Origin of the sequence: Streptomyces rectiverticillatus (genome assembly GCF_013394065.1) — a bacterium.
Lineage (GTDB): Bacteria > Actinomycetota > Actinomycetes > Streptomycetales > Streptomycetaceae > Streptomyces > Streptomyces rectiverticillatus.
In genome coordinates this window covers 5,428,719-5,451,559 of the sequence record NZ_CP040752.1, presented here as the reverse complement: position 1 = coordinate 5,451,559, position 22,841 = coordinate 5,428,719, and the positions used below count along the sequence as shown (strand labels likewise).

Here is a 22,841-nt window from a genome sequence, read left to right as displayed (position 1 = left end):
ACGAAAGCCGCGGGCAAGCGGGAAGCCGGACTTTGTACGCCATCAGATGACTCTGCAGCGCCGACGGTGGAACATCGGACCGCCCCCCTTTCTCAACTCGACACGCCGCCGAGAGAAACGGTTGGGCAGGAATCTTCGGCGCCGTCAGGACCCGCCGTCCCCGCGGATCACTGCGAGCACGGCATCCAGCTCATCGGGCTTGACGAGGACGTCACGGGCCTTGGAGCCCTCGCTCGGGCCCACGATGCCCCGCGACTCCATCAGGTCCATGAGTCTGCCCGCCTTCGCGAATCCCACACGCAGTTTGCGCTGCAGCATCGAGGTCGAGCCGAACTGGGTGGAGACGACCAGCTCCGCGGCCTGGCACAGCAGGTCCAGGTCGTCGCCGATGTCCTCGTCGATCTCCTTCTTCCTGGCCGTGCCCACGGTGACGTCGTCCCGGAAGACCGGCGCCATCTGGTCCTTGCAGTGCTGCACGACGGCCGCGACCTCGGCCTCCGTGACGAAGGCGCCCTGCATGCGGACCGGCTTGCCCGCCCCCATGGGCAGGAAGAGGCCGTCGCCCTTGCCGATCAGCTTCTCGGCGCCCGGCTGGTCGAGGATGACGCGGCTGTCGGCGAGCGAGGAGGTGGCGAAGGCGAGCCGGGACGGCACGTTCGCCTTGATCAGGCCGGTGACCACGTCGACGGACGGGCGCTGGGTGGCCAGCACGAGGTGGATGCCGGCGGCGCGGGCGAGCTGGGTGATCCGCACGATCGAGTCCTCGACGTCGCGCGGGGCGACCATCATCAGGTCCGCCAGCTCGTCGACGATCACCAGCAGATAGGGGTACGGGGAGAGCTCGCGCCCGCTGCCCTCCGGAGGAGTGACCTTGCCCGCCCGGACGGCCGCGTTGAAGTCGTCGATGTGCCGGAAGCCGAAGGCCGCGAGGTCGTCGTAGCGCAGGTCCATCTCGCGGACGACCCACTGCAGGGCCTCGGCCGCGCGCTTGGGGTTGGTGATGATCGGGGTGATCAGGTGCGGGATGCCCTCGTAAGCGGTCAGCTCCACGCGCTTGGGGTCGACGAGCACCATGCGGACCTCGTCGGGCGTGGCCCGCACCATCAGCGAGGTGATGAGGCAGTTGATGCACGAGGACTTGCCGGAGCCGGTGGCGCCGGCGACGAGGATGTGCGGCATCTTCGTCAGGTTGGCCATCACGTAGCCGCCCTCGACGTCCTTGCCGAGCGCGACGAGCATCGGGTGGTCGTCCCCGGCGGCGTCCGCGAGGCGCAGGACGTCACCCAGGTTGACCATCTCCCGGTCGGTGTTGGGGATCTCGATGCCCACGGCGGACTTGCCGGGGATCGGGGAGATGATGCGGACGTCCGGGCTGGCGACGGCGTAGGCGATGTTCTTGGCGAGGGCGGTGATGCGCTCGACCTTGACGGCGGGGCCCAGCTCCACCTCGTAACGCGTGACCGTCGGGCCGCGGGTGAAGCCGGTGACGGCGGCGTCGACCTTGAACTCGGAGAAGACGGTGGTCAGCGCAGCCACTATGGCGTCGTTCGCGGCGCTGCGCGCCTTGCCCGGCCCGCCCCGCTCCAGCAGGTCGAGCGTGGGCAGGGAGTAGGTGATGTCGCCCGAGAGCTGGAGCTGCTCGGCGCGCGCGGGCAGGCCCGGCGCCGCGTCGGGGGCGGGCGCGGCCTTGGTGAGGTCCGGCACGCCGCGGGTGAGGTCGGGAACGCCCTTGGTGCGGTCCTGCACGGCGCCCGGCCCCTGGCCGCGGCCCCGCGCGCCCGGCACGGCGCCCGGCTGCCCGCCGTCGTCCTGCGCGATGCCGCTGCTGAGCCCGGCGACGAGCGGGGTGGGCGGCACGCCGTGCAGGACGGCCCCGTCGAGCGAGGCGGCGGCAGCGGCCGCCATGTCGACCGCGTCGGGCTCGCGGCCGGCCGGGGGCTCCACGGGCTGTCCGGCGGGGCGCCGCGGCTTGCGCCGCTTGTTCAGCGCCTCCTCCTCGGCCTGCTCCGGGCCGGTCGCCCCGGCGGCCCGTCGCGTCGCAGCGCGGCGGGGGCGCGCGGCGGGCTCCTCGCGCCAGTCCTCGGCGTACTCCGCGTAGCCGGCGGCGTCCTCCGCCTCGTACTCCCCGGGCAGCGGCTCGATCAGCCCGAGCCGGATCCCCAGCTGCCGCAGGCGGCGCGGAACGGCATTGACCGGGGTGGCGGTGACGACCAGCAGGCCGAAGACGGTGAGCAGCACCAGCAGCGGCACGGCGAGCACCTCGCCGACCGTGAAGACCAGGGGTTTGGACGCGGCCCAGCCGATCAGGCCGCCCGCGTCCTGCAGGGCTTGCGAGCCGTCGCCCCGCCCGGGCGACCCGCAGGCCACGTGGACCTGTCCGAGGACGCCGACGACCAGCGCGGACAGGCCGATGACGATCCGTCCGTTGGCCTCGGGGCGCTCGGGGTGGCGGAAGAGCCGGACCGCGATGATGCCGAGGAGTATGGGCACGACGAGGTCGAGCCGGCCGAAGGCGCCGGTGACGAGCATGGTCACCAGGTCGCCTACGGGGCCCTCCAGGCTGGACCAGGTGCCCGCCGCCACGATGAGGGCAAGTCCCAGGAGCAGCAGCGCCACGCCGTCCTTGCGGTGGGCCGGATCGAGGCCCCGCGCGCCGCGCCCGACGCCGCGGAAAAGGGCGCCCACGCCGTGGGCCACGCCCCGCCCCACGCGGCGGACGCCGCCAGCAGGAGCGGGCGCACGCTTGGGTGCCCGCTTGGCCGCGGCCTTCTTGGCGGGCGCTTTGCGGGGCGGCGCCTTCTTGGCGGGCGCCCGTCCCGCGGGCCTGGGCGCTGCCTTCTTGGCGGTGCCCCCGGAGCGCCCGGCACGCTGCTTCGAGGTGCCCGCCGCGCTCTGGGAACCCTTGCCGGACGTACGTGAGGCCATGGAGCCGAGATTACCGTTGCCGGGCGCGAGGGACACCCGCGCCCCGGCGTTCACCCGTTCGTGTCGCGGCCCAATATTTTCAAGGGTGACAGGGCGTCAAAGAGTCAGCTGGGAGCGGGCAGCGGGCTCGCTCCGCTGCCGGCCCCGGGCTCCAGGGCGTCCAGCGCGCGCCGCAGGCCGGTGAGTTTGCGCTCGAGGTGGGCGGCGGTGGCGACGGCCGCGGCGTCGGCGGACTCGTCGAGCTGCTTGGTGAGCGCCTCGGCCTGCTCCTCGACGGCGGCGAGCCGGGCGGAGAGCTCGGCGAGCAGCCCCGCGGGCTCCTGGGCGGCCGCAGCGCCCGTACGCCCGGACTGGCCGTTCTCCAGCTGCAGCCGCAACAGGGCCGCCTGCTCGCGCAACTGGCAGTTCTTCATGTACAGCTCGACGAAGACCGAGACCTTGGCGCGCAGCACCCACGGGTCGAACGGCTTGGAGATGTAGTCCACCGCACCCGCCGCGTAGCCCCGGAAGGTGTGGTGCGGGCCGTGGTTGATGGCGGTCAGGAAGATGATGGGGATGTCCCGCGTCCGCTCCCGCCGCTTGATGTGCGCCGCGGTCTCGAATCCATCCATGCCAGGCATCTGGACGTCCAGCAGGATCACTGCGAAATCGTCCGTCAGCAGCGCCTTGAGCGCTTCCTCCCCTGACGATGCCCGTACCAGTGTCTGATCGAGCGCCGAGAGGATGGCCTCCAGCGCCAGCAGATTTTCCGGCCGGTCATCGACCAGGAGGATCTTGGCCTTCTGCACCATGGCCCGTCCTCCTCGCCCCGGCAGTGCACCGGGCGCCGCCCCAGGGGACGACTCCCTTGCGCCGCCCGTCCTTGTGCCGGTCATGGTAGCCGCACCCCGCCGGTCGCCACACCCTGTCACCGCGATGTCACTGTGCACGTAGCAGAAACGTAGTGGGGGACCAGAAGGTTCCCCGAATCCCCGGTCCCCACACGTCCTCGCGCACACTCGGTCAGCAGCCGCCCGCGAAGTCCGGGCGGCCCGTGCGGCTCCTCCTCACTCGGCGCGCATCCATTGCTCCATCACCGTGAGCAGGTGATCGGTGTCGACGGGCTTGGTGACGTAGTCCGACGCCCCGGCGTCGATGCTCTTCTCCCGGTCGCCCTTCATCGCCTTCGCGGTGAGCGCGATGATGGGCAGGCCCGCGAACTGCGGCATCCTGCGGATGGCGGCCGTCGTGGCGTAGCCGTCCATCTCCGGCATCATGATGTCCATCAGGACCACCACGACGTCGTCGTGCTGCTCCAGCACCTCGATCCCCTCGCGGCCGTTCTCCGCGTAGAGCACCGAGAGCCCGTGCTGCTCCAGGACGCTGGTGAGGGCGAAGACGTTGCGGATGTCGTCGTCGACGATCAGCACCTTCTCGCCGTGGAAGCCCCCGCCGAACCCGGACCCGAAGTCCTTGGCCGTCGGTTGCTCTGCGTCACCATGGAGCTCGGTCGGCCACGGCTCGCCCTGGGGGACGGCCGGCGGCTGGGTCCCCGGCGCGGCCGGAGCGGGCCACTGCGCGGCCGCCTGCGCGGCCCGCTGGCGCCGCAGGAGGAGGCCGGCCGCCCCGCGCGCGGGCTCATCCGTCCCCGCGACCGGCAGGCCCGCCTCGACGGCCGTGACGTCCTCGACACCGCCACCCTGCTCGGCGCCGGGCTCGGGCCGACTGCCCGGCGCGAGCTGCGGGTAGCCCTGGGGCGGCAGCTCACCGGCGTTGAGCGGCAGGTAGAGGGTGAAGGTGGAGCCGCGGCCGGGCTCGCTCGCGGCGTGGATCTCGCCGCCGAGCAGCCGGGCGATCTCCCGGCTGATCGACAGCCCGAGGCCGGTGCCGCCGTACTTGCGGCTGGTCGTCCCGTCGGCCTGCTTGAACGCCTCGAAGATCACGCGCATCTTGCTGGCCGCGATGCCGATGCCGGTGTCGGTGACCGAGAAGGCGATCACTTCGCCGTCCGGGTCGCGCAGCGAGCCCGCTTCCAGGAGCTGCTCGCGGATGGTGTCCGGAACGTCCCCGCCGGCCGGCCGGATGACCAGCTCCACCGCGCCGGTGTCGGTGAACTTGACCGCGTTCGACAGGAGGTTGCGCAGCACCTGCAGCAGCCGCTGCTCGTCGGTGTGCAGCGTGGCCGGCAGCTCGGGCGAGACCCGTACGGAGAAGTCGAGCCCCTTCTCCGCCGTCAGCGGCCGGAACGTGGCCTCCACGTAGTCGACCAGCTGGACGAGCGCGATACGGGTCGGGCTGACGTCCATCTTGCCCGCCTCGACCTTGGACAGGTCCAGGATGTCGTTGATCAGCTGCAGCAGGTCCGAGCCCGCACCGTGGATGGTCTCGGCGAACTCCACCTGCTTGGGAGAGAGGTTGCCGTCCGCGTTGTCGGCGAGCAGCTTCGCGAGGATGAGCAGCGAGTTGAGCGGCGTACGCAGCTCGTGCGACATGTTGGCGAGGAACTCGGACTTGTAGCGCATCGAGACCGCGAGCTGCTCGGCGCGCTCCTCCAGCACCTGCCGGGCCTCCTCGATCTCGGTGTTCTTCACCTCGATGTCGCGGTTCTGCCGCGCCAGCCGCTCGGACTTCTCCTCCAGCTCCGCGTTGGAGATCTCCAGCGCCTTCTGCCGGTTCTCCAGCTCGGCCGACCGCTCGCGCAGTTGCTCGGTCAGCTCCTGCGACTGCTTGAGCAGCATCTCCGTCTTGGTGTTGACGCTGATGGTGTTGACGCTGGTGCCGATCATCTCGGCGATCTGGTTGAGGAAGTCCTTCTGGATCTGCGCGAACGGCTGGAACGAGGCCAGCTCGATCACACCGAGCACCTGGCCCTCGAAGAGCACCGGCAGCACGATGACGTGCGCCGGAGGCGCCTCACCCAGACCGGATGCGATCTTCAGGTAGCCCGGCGGGACGTTCTCCACCAGGATGGTCCGCTTCTCCTTCGCGGCGGTGCCGATCAGCGTCTCGCCCGGCCGGAAGGACGTGGGCATGGAGCCCATCGAGTAGCCGTACGAACCGAGCATGCGCAGCTCGTAGGCGTCCCGGCCGTCCTCCGCGCCCTGACCGCCCGGCGAGCCCGTCGGCATGGCCAGGAAGAACGCGCCGTGCTGCGCGGAGACCACCGGCGTCAGCTCGCTCATGATCAGCCCGGCGACGTCGTCCAGGTCCCGGCGGCCCTGCAGGAGGCCGGAGATCCGGGCGACGTTGCCCTTGAGCCAGTCCTGCTCCTTGTTGGCCAGGGTGGTCTCGCGGAGGTTGGCGATCATCGTGTTGATGTTGTCCTGGAGCTCCAGGATCTCGCCGGCCGCATCCACGTCGATCTTGAGGTTGAGATCGCCGCGGGTCACCGCGGTGGCGACCTCGGCGATGGCCCGCACCTGGCGGGTCAGGTTTCCGGCCATCTCGTTGACCGACTCGGTCAGGTCCCGCCAGGTGCCGTCCACGTCCCGCACCCGGGCCTGGCCGCCCAGCTGGCCCTCCGTACCCACCTCGCGGGCCACGCGCGTGACCTGATCGGCGAACGACGACAGCTGGTCGACCATCGTGTTGATGGTCGTCTTCAGCTGGAGGATCTCGCCACGGGCATCGATGTCGATCTTCTTGGTGAGATCGCCCTGGGCGATGGCCGTGGTGACCATCGCGATGTTGCGGACCTGGCCCGTGAGGTTGGAGGCCATGGCGTTCACGGACTCCGTGAGGTCCTTCCAGGTGCCGCTGACGCCCGGCACGCGCGCCTGGCCGCCCAGGATGCCGTCCGTGCCCACCTCGCGCGCCACGCGCGTGACCTCGTCCGCGAAGGACGACAGCGTCGTCACCATGGTGTTGACGGTGTCGGCCAGCTGCGCGACCTCGCCGCGCGCCTCGACCGTCACCTTCTTGGTCAGGTCACCGTTGGCGACCGCCGCCGCGACCTGCGAGATGTTACGGACCTGGCTGGTGAGGTTGTTGGCCATCAGGTTGACGTTGTCGCTGAGGTCCTTCCAGATGCCGGTGACGTCCCGCACCCGCGCCTGGCCGCCCAGCTGCCCCTCGGTGCCCACCTCACGGGCCACCCGCGTCACCTGCTCCGCGAAGTCCGAGAGCTGGTCCACCATCGTGTTCACGGTGGTGACCAGTTCGAGGATCTCGCCCTTCGCATCGACGGTGATCTTCTTCGACAGGTCGCCCTTGGCGACGGCCGTCGTCACCTCGGCGATGTTGCGCACCTGCGAAGTGAGGTTGTTGGCCATGAAGTTGACCGACTGGGTGAGGTCCTTCCAGGTGCCGGACACGCCCTGCACCTCGGCCTGGCCGCCCAGGATGCCCTCGGTGCCCACCTCACGGGCCACGCGCGTGACCTGATCGGCGAACGACGACAGCTGGTCCACCATCGTGTTGAGGGTGTTCTTCAGCTCCAGGATCTCGCCCCGGGCGTCCACGTCGATCTTCTGCGACAGGTCACCGCGCGCGACGGCCGTCGCGACCTGCGCGATGTTGCGCACCTGCGCCGTCAGATTGCCCGCCATGCCGTTGACGGAGTCCGTGAGGTCGCGCCACACGCCGGCCACTCCCGGCACCTGCGCCTGGCCGCCCAGCCGGCCCTCCGTGCCGACGTCCCGGGCGACCCGGGTCACCTGCTCGGCGAAGGCCGAGAGCTGGTCGACCATCGTGTTGATGGTGTTCTTCAGCTCCAGGATCTCGCCGCGCGCGTCCACGTCGATCTTCTGGGAGAGGTCGCCGCGCGCGACCGCCGTGGTCACCTGCGCGATCTGCCGCACCTGGGAGGTGAGGTTGCCCGCCATGAAGTTGACCGAATCGGTCAGCTCCTTCCAGGTGCCGCTGACGCCGTCCACCCGGGCCTGACCGCCCAGCCGACCCTCCGTGCCGACGTCGCGCGCCATGCGCGTGACCTGGTCGGCGAACGAGGAGAGCTGGTCGACCATGGTGTTCACGGTGTTCTTCAGCTGCAGCATCTCGCCGGAGACGTCGACGGTCACCTTCTGCGAGAGATCGCCGTTGGCGACCGCAGTCGTCACCTGGGCGATGTTGCGCACCTGCCCCGTGAGGTTGCGGAAGGCGGTGTTCACCGAGTCGGTGAGGTCCTTCCACGTACCCGCCGCACCCGGCACCGCGGCCTGACCGCCGAGCTCGCCCTCGACACCGATCTCCCGCGCCACGCGCGTGACTTCGGCACCGAAGGCGGACAGCTGGTCCACCATCGTGTTGACCGTGTTCTTCAGCTCCAGCATCTCGCCGGAGACGTCGACGGTCACCTTCTGGCCCAGGTCGCCGTTGGCCACGGCCGTGGTCACCTGGGCGATGTCCCGCACCTGCGTCGTGACGTTACGGAACGCGGTGTTCACCGAATCGGTGAGGTCCTTCCACGTACCCGCCGCACCCGGCACCTGCGCCTGGCCGCCGAGCCGGCCCTCCGCGCCGACCTCGCTGGCCACCCGCGTCACCTCGTCGGCGAAGGTGCGCAGCGTCTCCGTCATCTGGTTGATCGTCTCGGCCAGCTGGGCGATCTCGCCCCGTGCGCTGACCGTCACCTTCTGCGACAGATCGCCGTTGGCGACCGCCGTCGTCACCTGCGCGATGCCCCGCACCTGCGCGGTCAGGTTCCCCGCCATCAGGTTGACCGAGTCCGTGAGGTCCTTCCAGACGCCCGCGACGCCGGGCACCTGCGCCTGGCCCCCCAGCTCGCCCTCGGTGCCCACCTCGCGCGCCACGCGCGTGACCTCGGAGGCGAACGAGGACAGCTGGTCGACCATCGTGTTGACGGTGTTCTTCAGCTCCAGCATCTCCCCGGCCACGTGCACCGTGACCTTGCGGGAGAGGTCGCCCTTGGCGACCGCCGTCGTCACGAGAGCGATGTCACGCACCTGAGCGGTGAGCCTCGACGCCATCGTGTTGACGGAATCCGTCAGGTCCTTCCACGAACCCGACATACCGCGCACCCGGGCCTGGCCGCCCAGCTTGCCCTCGGTGCCCACCTCGCTCGCCACCCGCGTCACCTCGTCGGTGAACGCCGACAGCTGGTCCACGAGGCCGTTGACCGTACGCCCGACCTTCAGGAACTCGCCCCGCAGGGGATGCGCCGACCCGTCCGCCCCCTGCGAGCGCAGGTCCATCCGCTGCTCCAGGTCGCCCTCGGCCACCGCAGACAGCACCCGGCCCACCTCGGACACCGGCCGCACCAGGTCGTCCACCAGGGCGTTCGACGCGTCGATCGCGGCGGCCCAGGCGCCCTCGCAGGCCCCGACCTCCAGCCGCTCCGTGAGCTTGCCCTCACGGCCCACGACCCGGCGCACCCTGGCCAGCTCCCCGGTGAGCTGCAGATTGCGGTCCGCGACCTCGTTGAAGACCGCAGCGATCTCGGCCATCACCCCGTCGCCGGAGACCGTCAGCCGCTTCCGGAAGTTTCCGTCGCGCATGGCGGACAGCGCCGTCAGCAGCCTGGTCAAGGCCGCCGTGTCGACTTCCGTCGTCCCATTGGCCCGGGACCGTCCGCCCTTCGCGCGCGTGCTCACGCCCCGCGCCTCCGCGCCAGACTCCACCGTGTCCCTCCCGCAGGGTCGATCATCCTCGTCGGGCTTCCACTTCAATCTTTCCCAGTGTTTCACCCCGGCCCGGCCAGGCCATAACAGTTCGGCAGCATCGCACACGGTCCGCCGGCACTCCCAAGGTGGAATCCGTTCGCACCGGCCTCCGCCTGTGCGGTGAAGGTAAGTAACCTGGCATCCGGCCAGGGCAATGGAGGGGCGCTGCGACATGGGTGAGCAGATCGCCGAGACCTACACGAGGAGACCTGTGATCACCGCGCGGGCTGCCGCCACCTTCGAGCCGGTCGGACGCTCGGTCGCCTCCGCCCGCGCCTTCGTCCGGGACACTCTCCAGGGCTGGGGCCACCCCGACATCATCGACGACGCCGTCGTCCTGACCAGCGAGCTCGTCACCAACGCCGTCGTCCACGCCGGCACCGCCGCGGACGTCCTGTGCATGCGCACCGCCACCGGCGTGCGCGTCGAGGTCGCCGACCGCTATCCGGAGCGCGAGGTGCCCCTGCAGAGCTCCGCACGGCGCATCGGCGGCGTCGACCGCGAGGGAGGCCGCGGCCTGCTGCTGTGCGCCGCCCTGGCCACGCGCTGGGGCGTCGAGTACACGCCCACCCACAAGCAGGTGTGGTTCCAGCTCGACCTGCCCGACCGCCCCGCCGGCACCCGCTCCGCAGGCCCCGCCCTGCCCACCGAGGCCCTGCCGGTGGCCGAGGCCCGCGTCCGCGTCGCCGTCGTCCAGCTCGACCGCAGCGGCGGCATCACCGCCTGGAACGACGACGCGGACTCCCTCTTCGGCTTCGCCGCCGAGCAGGTCCTCGGCAAGCCGCTCACCGACTTCGCCGCCTGGCCGCACACGCCCGGCACCTCCACCGGCATCGCCGAGGCCCTGCGCCTGTCCCGCTGGGAGGGGTCCTACGGCATAAGGGGCGCCGACGGCCGCATCACGCCGGTCTACGCCTCCCACCTGCGCGTCCGCGACAACGAGGGCGCCCCCTCCACCGTCTGCCTGCTGGTGCGCGAGGAGGAGCGCGCCGTCCTGCAGAGCCTGCAGCGCACGCCCGCGCCCGACAGCGGCACCACCGACCGGGGCACCGCCACCGACCCCTTCGAGGTCTTCATCGGCTCCCCCGCCCCCGACGACCTCGACGGCCTCCTCCAGCGCACCGTCGAGCGCGCCCGCGACATGCTCGACGGCGACGCCGCCTACCTCCTGCTGGCCACCGACGACGAGACCGAGCTGGAGGTCCGCGCCTCCACCGGCCTGCCTTCCGCCCGCCAGCGCTTCGCCCGCGTCCCCGTCGAGGCCGGCACCGGCCGCTACGGCTCCGCCCGGATGCCCGCCGTCCACGAGGACCTCGCCGTCCTCCCCGGCGCCGTCCCCCTCCTCAACGACACCGGCATGCGCTCCGTCGTCACCGTCCCCCTCAAGGTCGAGGGCCGCCTCACCGGCTCCCTGGGCGTCGCCGCAGAGGCCCCGGGCCGCTACAGCAACGAAGAGGCCCTGCGCCTGCAGTTCGCCGCCGACCGCATCGCCCTGGCCGTCGAGCGCGCCCGCCTCAACGAGCTCGAACGCCTGCGCCGCGGCTCCCTGTCCTTCCTCGTCGAGGCCTCCGACCTCCTCGCCGGCACCCTCGACCGCGATCAGACCCTCGCCCTCATGGCACAGATGACGGTGCCCACCCTCGCCACCTGGTGCGCCGTCTACACCGTGGCCGACCCCGCATCCGAACCCGAGCTGTCCTACGTGCTGCACGAGGACGAGGACCGCATCGACGGCCTCAAGACCCTCCTCGGCCGGCTCGCCCCGCCGGACCCCGTCCCCACACCCGGCGCCCGCATCTGGACCGCTCCCTCCGAGGCCGCCCACGCCGCCGCGCTCCGCGGCTCCCTGCGCACCCTCGGCATCGCCGAGAGCGACCGCCACGCGGCCGCTCCCAGCACCTCCCTCGCCACGGCCGCCGCCGTCGGCGGAGAGACCGTCGTCCTGCCGCTCGTCGCCCGCAACCGCGTCATCGGCATGCTCACCCTCGGCAAGCCCACCGACGACCACTTCCGCCAGGAGATCCTCGAACTCGCCGAGGACCTCTCCCGCCGGGCCGCCCTGGCGCTGGACAACGCCCGCCTCTACAGCGAGCGCACCGCCATCAGCCAGTCCCTCCAGCGCAGCCTCCTCCCGCCGGAGCTCCTGCACGTCCCCGGCGTCGAGGTCGACGTCATCTACCGCGCCGCGGGCGAGGGCAACGAAGTCGGCGGCGACTTCTACGACCTCTTCCCCATCCGCGACGGCGCCTACGGCTTCGCCATCGGCGACGTCTGCGGCACGGGGCCCGAGGCCGCGGCGGTCACCGGCCTCGCCCGCCACGCCCTGCGCCTCCTCGCCCGCGAGGGCTACGGCGGCCCGGCCGTCCTGGAGCGCCTCAACGCAGCCATCCTCGACGAGGGCGCACGCAGCCGCTTCCTGACGCTCCTGTACGGCGAGCTGTGGCCGCAGGAGGACGGCAGCGCGATCCTCAAGGTCGTCTGCGCGGGCCACCCCCTGCCGCTGCGCCTGCGCCAGGACGGCACGGTGGAGGCCGCAGCCGATCCGCAGCCGCTGCTGGGCGTCATGGAGGACCTGGAGTTGTACGAGCAGACGGTCACTCTCGAACCGGGCGACGTCCTGCTGTGCGTCACGGACGGCGTGACCGAGCGCCGCGAGGGCACGCGCATGCTGGGCGACGACGGCCTCACCGACCTGCTGACGACCTGTACGGGGCTGACGGCGGGGGCGGTGGCGGCCCGGGTGCTGCGAGCGGTCGAGCGGTTCGCCGCGGAGCCTGCGTCCGACGACATGGCGATTCTGGCGATGCGGGTGCCGGAGCTGCCGTGAAGACGGTCGGGGTGTGAATACGAAGAAGGCCCCCGCCAATTGGCGGGGGCCTTCTTTTGTGGAGCCCCAAAACGGAATCGAACCGTTGACCTTCTCCTTACCATGGAGACGCTCTGCCGACTGAGCTATTGGGGCCGGCAACGAGATAAAGCATACCCCATGTTCGTACGCCCTTTTGACCGCGTGGGCCGGGCGCGCAGGAGCCTCCTTGCTCAGGCAGCCTCGGGAACCAGCCCACCCAGCGCATTACAGACGGCCACGACGCGGTGCAGCTCCCGCTCGGTGGCGGCGGCGTCGACGGGCAGCGCCAGGCACTGGTCGGCGGCCTGCTCGGTCTCGGCCAGCCACAAATCCCGCCGGTAGGAGGGAAGTCGGTGTACGGGCGTCTGTACGGGCACGTGGCACCGTACGCCGCGGGCCCGCAGTGCCCGTGCGAACGCATCGCGGTCCGGTCGGCCGTTGCCCGGCACGCGCACCACGTAGGAGTGGTAACTGTGCTCAACGCCCGGGGTCACGGCGGGCGTCATCACGCCCCGCAGCCTGGCGTTCAGGTAGGCGGCGTTCGCCCACCTCCGCCTGGTGCTCTCGTCCACGGGAGCCGGCGGCTCGTACTGTGCACGCTGCTCGTACTCGACCACGAGCAATCCGCGCCGGTCGGCGACGGCACGCAGACCGGCCAGGTCGGCGCGGCGGCCGAAGAGGTGAACGGGCATCACTGCGGCCGCCCGGAGGGTGAGGGTCGCGGAGACCGAGTCCGGGTCCAGGCAGAGGCTTTCCGGGTCGATGTCCGCGAACACGGGCACGGCTCCGGCCCGACGGACCGCCTCGGCCGCGTCCGCCATCGCGTACGACGGCACGACGACCTCGTCACCTGCACCGATGCCCGCTGCCGTGAGCGTCTCCACTGTCCCCATGCCTGGAGGGTTTCCAGGAGACGTGAACACGACGTGACGCTCGGCGGTTCATTGCGGAAATAAAAAAGCTCCGGTAGCTGAACTGAGTTCAGCTACCGGAGCTTTTTCTAAAATTTGTTCGGCGGCGTCCTACTCTCCCACACGGTCCCCCATGCAGTACCATCGGCGCTGAAAGGCTTAGCTTCCGGGTTCGGAATGTAACCGGGCGTTTCCCTAACGCTATGACCACCGAAACACTATGAAGTTAACCAACCCGGCGTTGACACAGGTCGTTACTTCAGAACCTACACAGTGGACGCGAGCAACTGAGGACAAGCCCTCGGCCTATTAGTACCAGTCAGCTCCAACCGTTACCGGTCTTCCACACCTGGCCTATCAACCCAGTCGTCTACTGGGAGCCTTACCCCATCAAGTGGGTGGGAGTCCTCATCTCGAAGCAGGCTTCCCGCTTAGATGCTTTCAGCGGTTATCCCTCCCGAACGTAGCCAACCAGCCATGCCCTTGGCAGGACAACTGGCACACCAGAGGTTCGTCCGTCCCGGTCCTCTCGTACTAGGGACAGCCCTTCTCAAGACTCCTACGCGCGCAGCGGATAGGGACCGAACTGTCTCACGACGTTCTAAACCCAGCTCGCGTACCGCTTTAATGGGCGAACAGCCCAACCCTTGGGACCGACTCCAGCCCCAGGATGCGACGAGCCGACATCGAGGTGCCAAACCATCCCGTCGATATGGACTCTTGGGGAAGATCAGCCTGTTATCCCCGGGGTACCTTTTATCCGTTGAGCGACGGCGCTTCCACAAGCCACCGCCGGATCACTAGTCCCGACTTTCGTCCCTGCTCGACCCGTCGGTCTCACAGTCAAGCTCCCTTGTGCACTTACACTCAACACCTGATTGCCAACCAGGCTGAGGGAACCTTTGGGCGCCTCCGTTACTCTTTAGGAGGCAACCGCCCCAGTTAAACTACCCACCAGACACTGTCCCTGATCCGGATCACGGACCGAGGTTAGACATCCAGCACGACCAGAGTGGTATTTCAACGACGACTCCACCATGGCTGGCGCCACGGCTTCACAGTCTCCCACCTATCCTACACAAGCCGAACCGAACACCAATATCAAGCTATAGTAAAGGTCCCGGGGTCTTTCCGTCCTGCTGCGCGAAACGAGCATCTTTACTCGTAGTGCAATTTCACCGGGCCTATGGTTGAGACAGTCGAGAAGTCGTTACGCCATTCGTGCAGGTCGGAACTTACCCGACAAGGAATTTCGCTACCTTAGGATGGTTATAGTTACCACCGCCGTTTACTGGCGCTTAAGTTCTCAGCTTCGCCCCACCGAAATGGAGCTAACCGGTCCCCTTAACGTTCCAGCACCGGGCAGGCGTCAGTCCGTATACATCGCCTTACGGCTTCGCACGGACCTGTGTTTTTAGTAAACAGTCGCTTCTCGCTGGTCTCTGCGGCCACCCCCAGCTCAGGAAGTAAATTCCATCACCGGAAATGGCCCCCCTTCTCCCGAAGTTACGGGGGCATTTTGCCGAGTTCCTTAACCATAGTTCACCCGAACGCCTCGGTATTCTCTACCTGACCACCTGAGTCGGTTTAGGGTACGGGCCGCCATGAAACTCGCTAGAGGCTTTTCTCGACAGCATAGGATCATCCACTTCACCACAATCGGCTCGGCATCAGGTCTCAGCCTTAACGTGTGACGGATTTGCCTACCACACGGCCTACACCCTTACCCCGGGACAACCACCGCCCGGGCTGGACTACCTTCCTGCGTCACCCCATCGCTTACCTACTACCACCTTGGGTCAGCGGCTCCACCACTCCCCTTCACCCGAAGGATCCAGGACGGCTTCACGGCCTTAGCATTAATGGATTCGATATTGGGCGTTTCAAAGCGGGTACCGGAATATCAACCGGTTGTCCATCGACTACGCCTGTCGGCCTCGCCTTAGGTCCCGACTTACCCTGGGCAGATCAGCTTGACCCAGGAACCCTTAGTCAATCGGCGCACACGTTTCCCACGTGTGTATCGCTACTCATGCCTGCATTCTCACTCGTGAACCGTCCACAACTCGCTTCCGCGGCTGCTTCACCCGGCACACGACGCTCCCCTACCCATCCCAGCGGGCGTTAGCCCTCATGCTGGAATGACACGACTTCGGCGGTACGCTTGAGCCCCGCTACATTGTCGGCGCGGAATCACTTGACCAGTGAGCTATTACGCACTCTTTCAAGGGTGGCTGCTTCTAAGCCAACCTCCTGGTTGTCTCTGCGACTCCACATCCTTTCCCACTTAGCGTACGCTTAGGGGCCTTAGTCGATGCTCTGGGCTGTTTCCCTCTCGACCATGGAGCTTATCCCCCACAGTCTCACTGCCGCGCTCTCACTTACCGGCATTCGGAGTTTGGCTAAGGTCAGTAACCCGGTAGGGCCCATCGCCTATCCAGTGCTCTACCTCCGGCAAGAAACACACGACGCTGCACCTAAATGCATTTCGGGGAGAACCAGCTATCACGGAGTTTGATTGGCCTTTCACCCCTAACCACAGGTCATCCCCCAGGTTTTCAACCCTGGTGGGTTCGGTCCTCCACGAAGTCTTACCTCCGCTTCAACCTGCCCATGGCTAGATCACTCCGCTTCGGGTCTTGGGCGCGCTACTTAGGTCGCCCTATTCGGACTCGCTTTCGCTACGGCTTCCCCACACGGGTTAACCTCGCAACACACCGCAAACTCGCAGGCTCATTCTTCAAAAGGCACGCAGTCACGACGCACCGAGCAAGCTCGATGCGCGACGCTCCCACGGCTTGTAGGCACACGGTTTCAGGTACTATTTCACTCCGCTCCCGCGGTACTTTTCACCATTCCCTCACGGTACTATCCGCTATCGGTCACCAGGGAATATTTAGGCTTAACGGGTGGTCCCGCCAGATTCACACGGGATTTCTCGGGCCCCGTGCTACTTGGGTGGTTCTCAAGCGAGCCGTATAGATTTCAGCTACGGGGGTCTTACCCTCTACGCCGGACCTTTCGCATGTCCTTCGCCTATCCATACGGTTTCTGACTCGCCGACCAGCCGGCAGACTGATCAAGAGAACTCCCACAACCCCGTATACGCAACCCCTGCCGGGTATCACACGCATACGGTTTGGCCTCATCCGGTTTCGCTCGCCACTACTCCCGGAATCACGGTTGTTTTCTCTTCCTGCGGGTACTGAGATGTTTCACTTCCCCGCGTTCCCTCCACACTGCCTATGTGTTCAGCAGCGGGTGACAGCCCATGACGACTGCCGGGTTTCCCCATTCGGACACCCCCGGATCAAAGCTTGGTTGACAGCTCCCCGGGGCCTATCGTGGCCTCCCACGTCCTTCATCGGTTCCTGGTGCCAAGGCATCCACCGTGCGCCCTTAAAAACTTGGCCACAGATGCTCGCGTCCACTGTGCAGTTCTCAAGCAACGACCAGCCACCCATCACCCCCAACCAAACGGTCAGAGTGCACTGGGGCCGGCATCGCGAAGGACGAGCTCACGCTCGTACCCTCAGATACCCAACAGCGTGCCCGGCCCAGCCCCTCAGGATTCACGTTCCACGCCGAAGCAGTACTAGTGATCCCTCACGACTGTGCCGAATAGTCAACGTTCCACCCATGAGCAACCGTGCGAGTCATTCGCTCGCAGTCGGCCATATGCTCCTTAGAAAGGAGGTGATCCAGCCGCACCTTCCGGTACGGCTACCTTGTTACGACTTCGTCCCAATCGCCAGTCCCACCTTCGACGGCTCCCTCCACAAGGGTTGGGCCACCGGCTTCGGGTGTTACCGACTTTCGTGACGTGACGGGCGGTGTGTACAAGGCCCGGGAACGTATTCACCGCAGCAATGCTGATCTGCGATTACTAGCAACTCCAACTTCATGGGGTCGAGTTGCAGACCCCAATCCGAACTGAGACCGGCTTTTTGAGATTCGCTCCACCTCGCGGTATCGCAGCTCATTGTACCGGCCATTGTAGCACGTGTGCAGCCCAAGACATAAGGGGCATGATGACTTGACGTCGTCCCCACCTTCCTCCGAGTTGACCCCGGCAGTCTCCTGTGAGTCCCCATCACCCCGAAGGGCATGCTGGCAACACAGGACAAGGGTTGCGCTCGTTGCGGGACTTAACCCAACATCTCACGACACGAGCTGACGACAGCCATGCACCACCTGTACACCGACCACAAGGGGGCACCTATCTCTAGGTGTTTCCGGTGTATGTCAAGCCTTGGTAAGGTTCTTCGCGTTGCGTCGAATTAAGCCACATGCTCCGCTGCTTGTGCGGGCCCCCGTCAATTCCTTTGAGTTTTAGCCTTGCGGCCGTACTCCCCAGGCGGGGAACTTAATGCGTTAGCTGCGGCACGGACGACGTGGAATGTCGCCCACACCTAGTTCCCAACGTTTACGGCGTGGACTACCAGGGTATCTAATCCTGTTCGCTCCCCACGCTTTCGCTCCTCAGCGTCAGTATCGGCCCAGAGATCCGCCTTCGCCACCGGTGTTCCTCCTGATATCTGCGCATTTCACCGCTACACCAGGAATTCCGATCTCCCCTACCGAACTCTAGCCTGCCCGTATCGAATGCAGACCCGGGGTTAAGCCCCGGGCTTTCACATCCGACGTGACAAGCCGCCTACGAGCTCTTTACGCCCAATAATTCCGGACAACGCTTGCGCCCTACGTATTACCGCGGCTGCTGGCACGTAGTTAGCCGGCGCTTCTTCTGCAGGTACCGTCACTTTCGCTTCTTCCCTGCTGAAAGAGGTTTACAACCCGAAGGCCGTCATCCCTCACGCGGCGTCGCTGCATCAGGCTTTCGCCCATTGTGCAATATTCCCCACTGCTGCCTCCCGTAGGAGTCTGGGCCGTGTCTCAGTCCCAGTGTGGCCGGTCGCCCTCTCAGGCCGGCTACCCGTCGTCGCCTTGGTAGGCCATTACCCCACCAACAAGCTGATAGGCCGCGGGCTCATCCTGCACCGCCGGAGCTTTCCACCCGCCGAGATGCCTCGGCAGGTCGTATCCGGTATTAGACCCCGTTTCCAGGGCTTGTCCCAGAGTGCAGGGCAGATTGCCCACGTGTTACTCACCCGTTCGCCACTAATCCACCCCGAAGGGCTTCATCGTTCGACTTGCATGTGTTAAGCACGCCGCCAGCGTTCGTCCTGAGCCAGGATCAAACTCTCCGTGAATGTTTACCCGTAATCGGGTGTGACACTCGCGTTGAGCGGAACGACCAGGAGGAATAATCCCGGTCGTTCACAGCGTCCTCGCTGTGTTGCCTGCGCAATCCCGAAGGACCGGCAGGACTTTCAAAGGAACCGCGTCCCGGTCAAAACTGACCGAGGACGGGGTATTTTATAGTCTGGCGTTGACTTTTGGCACGCTGTTGAGTTCTCAAGGAACGGACGCTTCCTTTGTACTCACCCTCTCGGGCTTTCCTCCGGGCGCTTCCCTTCGTTGTTTCCCACCTTACCAGATCCGTTTTCCGGCCCGTTTCCGGTCCGAATTCCGTTTCCGGCCCCCTGTTGGAGCGGGGTTTCGCCTTTCAGCTTTCGCTTTCCGGCGGTGATCCCGACTTTATCAGATCGATCCGGTCGGGATTCCCCACCGCCATCTGAACGATCCTTCACGTTCACGAACGTGTCGGGGTTCCCCTTGCGGTGGAGCCGTAAACCTACTGGACGGCCGCGCCCGGATGCAAATCGGCACCGGGGCGGCCGTCCGTTCGGTTGACGAAGCGTCAGAGACGCCTCGTTCCCGGGTCAGACCTCGACGACCACGGGCAGGATCATCGGGCGCCTGCGGTAGGTGTCGGAGACCCACTTGCCCATCGTCCGGCGGACGAGCTGCTGGAGCTGGTGCGGCTCCACGACGCCGTCGGAGGCGGACTTGGCGATCACTTCCTCGATCCTCGGGACGACCGCCGAGAACGCGGCGTCCTCGATGCCGGAACCGCGTGCCTGGATCTGCGGGCCGCTCACCACCTTGCCCGTCGTGCTGTCGACCACGACGAAGACGGAGATGATGCCCTCGTCGCCGAGGATGCGGCGGTCCTTGAGCGAGGTCTCCGTGACGTCGCCGACCGAGAGGCCGTCCACGTACACGTAGCCCGCCTGGACCTTGCCGACGATCTTCGCCGAGCCGTTCACCAGGTCCACGACGACGCCGTCCTCGGCGATCACGATGTGGTTCTTGGGAACGCCCGTCAGCGCGCCGAGCTCCGCGTTGGCCCGCAGGTGACGCCACTCGCCGTGCACCGGCATGAGGTTCCTGGGCTTGCAGATGTTGTAGAAGTACAGCAGCTCGCCCGCGGAGGCGTGACCGGAGACGTGCACCCGGGCGTTGCCCTTGTGGACGACGTTCGCGCCCCAGCGGGTCAGGCCGTTGATCACGCGGTAGACCGCGTTCTCGTTGCCCGGGATGAGGGACGAGGCCAGGATGACGGTGTCGCCCTGGACGATCCGGATCTGGTGGTCGCGGTTGGCCATCCGGGACAGGGCCGCCATCGGCTCGCCCTGGGAGCCGGTGCACACCAGCACGACCTCGTCGTCCGGCAGGTCGTCGAGCGTCTTGACGTCCACGACGAGACCGGCGGGGATCCGCAGGTAGCCCAGGTCACGGGCGATGCCCATGTTGCGGACCATCGAGCGGCCGACGAAGGCGACGCGGCGCCCGTACTCGTGCGCCGCGTCCAGGATCTGCTGGATGCGGTGCACGTGGCTGGCGAAGCTCGCCACGATGATGCGCTTCTGGGCGCCGGCGAACACCTGGCGCAGGACGTTGGAGATGTCGCGCTCGGGCGGGACGAACCCCGGGACCTCGGCGTTCGTGGAGTCCACGAGCAGCAGGTCGATGCCCTCCTCTCCCAGCTTGGCGAAGGCCGGCAGGTCGGTGAGGCGACGGTCCAGCGGGAGCTGGTCCATCTTGAAGTCACCGGTGTGCACGGCCATGCCGGCGGGGGTGCGGATGGCGACGGCCAGCGCGTCCGGGATGGAGTGGTTGACCGCGATGAACTCGCAGTCGAAGGGGCCGATGCGCTCGCGGTGGCCCTCGACGACCTCGAGGGTGTACGGGCGGATGCGGTGCTCCTGCAGCTTGGCCTCGATGAGGGCCAAGGTCAGCTTGGAGCCGATCAGCGGGATGTCCGGCTTCTCGCGGAGCAGGTAGGGGACGCCGCCGATGTGGTCCTCGTGACCGTGCGTGAGCACGATGCCGTCGATGTCGTCGAGGCGGTCACGGATGGACGAGAAGTCGGGCAGGATCAGGTCGATTCCGGGCTGCTCCTCCTCAGGGAAGAGCACTCCGCAGTCGACGATCAGCAGGCGGCCGCCGTATTCGAAGACCGTCATATTGCGGCCGATCTCCCCCAGGCCACCGAGCGGGGTGACGCGCAGGCCGCCCTCGGGGAGCTTGGGCGGGGGACCGAGTTCAGGATGCGGGTGGCTCAAAAGACTCTCCTCACCACGCACGCCACATGCCCGCAGGACATATGGCGCGCGTGACCTTCGTGCACTTGCAGTTGTTTTGGGATCTTCAGTTGTGGATCTTCAGTTGTGGGTTCCGGCGTTTTCATCCGGTGTATTCAGTTGTGAAGTCCTGGGCGGACCGGACGGTGCCCGGTCCTCGGCGGCGGTTCAGCCGAGCTGGACGCCGCCGGCCGTGAGGTCGCGCCGGAGCTGCTCGGTCTCCTGCTCGGTGAGCTCGACGAGCGGCAGCCGCACGGGGCCGGCGGGCAGTCCCTGCAGGGCCAGGCCGGCCTTGGTGGTCATGACGCCCTGGGTGCGGAAGAGGCCCGTGAAGACGGGGAGCAGCTTCTGGTGGATCTCGGTGGCCTTGCGGACGTCACCGGCCAGGTGGGCCTCGGTCATGGCGCGCAGGTCGGCGGCGACGAAGTGGCCGGCGACCGAGACGAAGCCTGCGGCGCCGACGGCGAGCTGCGGCAGGTTCAGCATGTCGTCGCCGGAGTACCAGGCGAGTCCGGAGCGGGCGATGGCCCAGCTCGTCGCTGCCAGGTCGCCCTTGGCGTCCTTGTTGGCGACGATGCGGGGGTGGTCCGCCAGCCGGACGAGGGTCTCGGTGTCGATGGCGACGCCGCTGCGGCCCGGGATGTCGTAGAGCATCACCGGCAGGCCGGTGGCGTCGGCGACGGCGGTGAAGTGCCGGACCAGGCCCTCCTGCGGGGGCTTGTTGTAGTACGGCGTGACGACGAGGAGGCCGTGGGCGCCCGCCTTCTCGGCGGCGCGGGCCAGCTCGGCGCTGTGGTGCGTGTGGTTGGTTCCGGCTCCGGCGACGACGTGGGCGCGGTCTCCGACCGCCTCGACCACGGCCCGTACGAGCTGGGCTTTCTCCGCATCGCTGGTGGTGGGGGACTCGCCGGTGGTGCCGTTGACGATGAGGCCGTCGTTACCGGCGTCCACGAGGTGGGTGGCGAGCCGCTGAGCGCCGTCGAGGTCGAGGGCACCGTCAGCGGTGAAGGGCGTGACCATGGCGGTCAGGACCCGCCCGAAGGGCGTCTGCGGTGTGGAGGTCGGAGCCATGAGGGTCACGCTACTCGTTGCTCACCGTGAGGTGCCCCCTCGGGGAGTGCCAAAGGGATCCCGGCACTGCCTGCTCGGGGGTTCAAGCAGTGCCGGGTCCGTCTTTTCAGACTAGATTAAAGCCGCGAAAAGCCGCAATACGGACACCGTAGTTACCGGGCCGTACGGCACCCCCGGGAGCCGGTGCCGAGGCCGCCGGGCCCGGGGTCGGCCCGGTCAGGGGGCGATACGGCCGTTCTTGTTGAACGCGGCGTACGTGAGGGGCATGAGCTTCGCCCACTCCGCCTCCATCTTCTCGCCGACCATCTCGATCTCCCGCTGCGGGAAGGACGGCACGGCCGCCTGCTCGTGCTGCGTGCGCAGGCCGAGGAAGTGCATCAGGGAGCGGGCGTTGCACGTGGCGTACATCGAGGAGAACAGGCCGACCGGGAGGACCGAGCGCGCGACCTCGCGGGCCACGCCGGCGGCCAGCATCTCCTGGTAGGCCTCGTAGGCCTCGCGGTAGGTGTCCTCCATGACGCGCGTGGTCAGCTCGTGCTGCGCGTCGGTGCCCTCGACGAAGACGTACTTGCCGGGGCGGCCCTCCTGGACGAGCTTGCGCTCGGCGTCCGGCACGTAGAAGACGGGCTGCAGCTCGCGGTAGCGACCCGACTCCTCGTTGTACGACCAGCCCACGCGGTGGCGCATGAACTCGCGGAAGACGAAGATCGGCGCACTGATGAAGAAGGTCATCGAGTTGTGCTCGAAGGGGCTGCCGTGGCGGTCGCGCATCAGGTAGTTGATCAGCCCCTTGGACCGCTCCGGGTCCTTGGTGATCTCTTCCAGGGACTGCTCGCCGGCGGTGGAGACGCGGGCCGCCCACAGCACATCGGAGTCGGCAGCGCTGTGCTTGACCAGCTCGACGGTCACGTCGCCGCGGAATGTGGGCTTGGCGGTCTCGGTGGGGCTGTCGGTCACCGGCGGGGTCCTTCCAGTTGCGTGGCTCGGGGCGGCGCCC

8 protein-coding genes, 1 tRNA gene and 3 rRNA genes are annotated in these 22,841 nt (G+C 67.5%); 1 reads left to right on the top strand and 11 read right to left on the bottom strand.

Annotated features, from left to right (window positions below):
• Positions 1–144: 144 nt before the first annotated feature.
• From FGW37_RS23920 to FGW37_RS23910, 3 genes are all read right to left on the bottom strand, one after another.
• Positions 145–2,925, bottom strand: coding sequence for a DNA translocase FtsK (locus FGW37_RS23920; RefSeq protein ID WP_179082918.1), 2,781 nt, complete (start codon positions 2,923–2,925; stop codon positions 145–147).
• 104 nt (positions 2,926–3,029) lie between these two features.
• Complete coding sequence (locus FGW37_RS23915) at positions 3,030–3,716, bottom strand: response regulator (protein ID WP_058047234.1); 687 nt, start codon at positions 3,714–3,716, stop codon at positions 3,030–3,032.
• Positions 3,717–3,971: 255 nt separating this feature from the next.
• Entirely contained in the window at positions 3,972–9,482 is a 5,511-nt protein-coding gene (locus tag FGW37_RS23910; protein WP_179082917.1) for a HAMP domain-containing protein, read from the bottom strand.
• A 214-nt stretch (positions 9,483–9,696) separates the two neighbouring features.
• On the opposite strand from FGW37_RS23910, the gene FGW37_RS23905 reads away from it, so the two are divergent.
• The gene (locus tag FGW37_RS23905) at positions 9,697–12,351 is read left to right on the top strand and encodes a SpoIIE family protein phosphatase (RefSeq protein WP_179082916.1); all 2,655 of its coding nucleotides are present in this window, start codon (positions 9,697–9,699) and stop codon (positions 12,349–12,351) included.
• A 59-nt stretch (positions 12,352–12,410) separates the two neighbouring features.
• Here FGW37_RS23905 and FGW37_RS23900 read toward each other — a convergent pair.
• The 8 genes from FGW37_RS23900 to thyX form a co-directional block, all read right to left on the bottom strand.
• Positions 12,411–12,486, bottom strand: a tRNA-Thr gene (locus tag FGW37_RS23900).
• Positions 12,487–12,563: 77 nt separating this feature from the next.
• Positions 12,564–13,265, bottom strand: coding sequence for a DegT/DnrJ/EryC1/StrS family aminotransferase (locus FGW37_RS23895; protein ID WP_179082915.1), 702 nt, complete (start codon positions 13,263–13,265; stop codon positions 12,564–12,566).
• A gap of 116 nt (positions 13,266–13,381) precedes the next feature.
• A 5S ribosomal RNA gene (rrf, locus tag FGW37_RS23890) occupies positions 13,382–13,498 on the bottom strand.
• A 74-nt stretch (positions 13,499–13,572) separates the two neighbouring features.
• Positions 13,573–16,696 (bottom strand): 23S ribosomal RNA (locus FGW37_RS23885).
• A 276-nt stretch (positions 16,697–16,972) separates the two neighbouring features.
• Positions 16,973–18,496, bottom strand: a 16S ribosomal RNA gene (locus tag FGW37_RS23880).
• The 16S, 23S and 5S rRNA genes sit together here, the layout of an rRNA operon.
• 573 nt (positions 18,497–19,069) lie before the next feature.
• Positions 19,070–20,755 (bottom strand): ribonuclease J, encoded by a 1,686-nt coding sequence (locus FGW37_RS23875; RefSeq protein ID WP_179082914.1) that lies wholly within the window; start codon positions 20,753–20,755, stop codon positions 19,070–19,072.
• Between the two features lie 186 nt (positions 20,756–20,941).
• Positions 20,942–21,844: a 4-hydroxy-tetrahydrodipicolinate synthase gene (gene dapA, locus FGW37_RS23870; RefSeq protein ID WP_179082913.1), complete on the bottom strand. Its 903-nt coding sequence runs from the start codon at positions 21,842–21,844 to the stop codon at positions 20,942–20,944.
• Positions 21,845–22,060: 216 nt separating this feature from the next.
• Positions 22,061–22,801, bottom strand: coding sequence for an FAD-dependent thymidylate synthase (gene thyX, locus FGW37_RS23865; protein ID WP_179082912.1), 741 nt, complete (start codon positions 22,799–22,801; stop codon positions 22,061–22,063).
• Between the last annotated feature and the right edge of the window lie 40 nt (positions 22,802–22,841).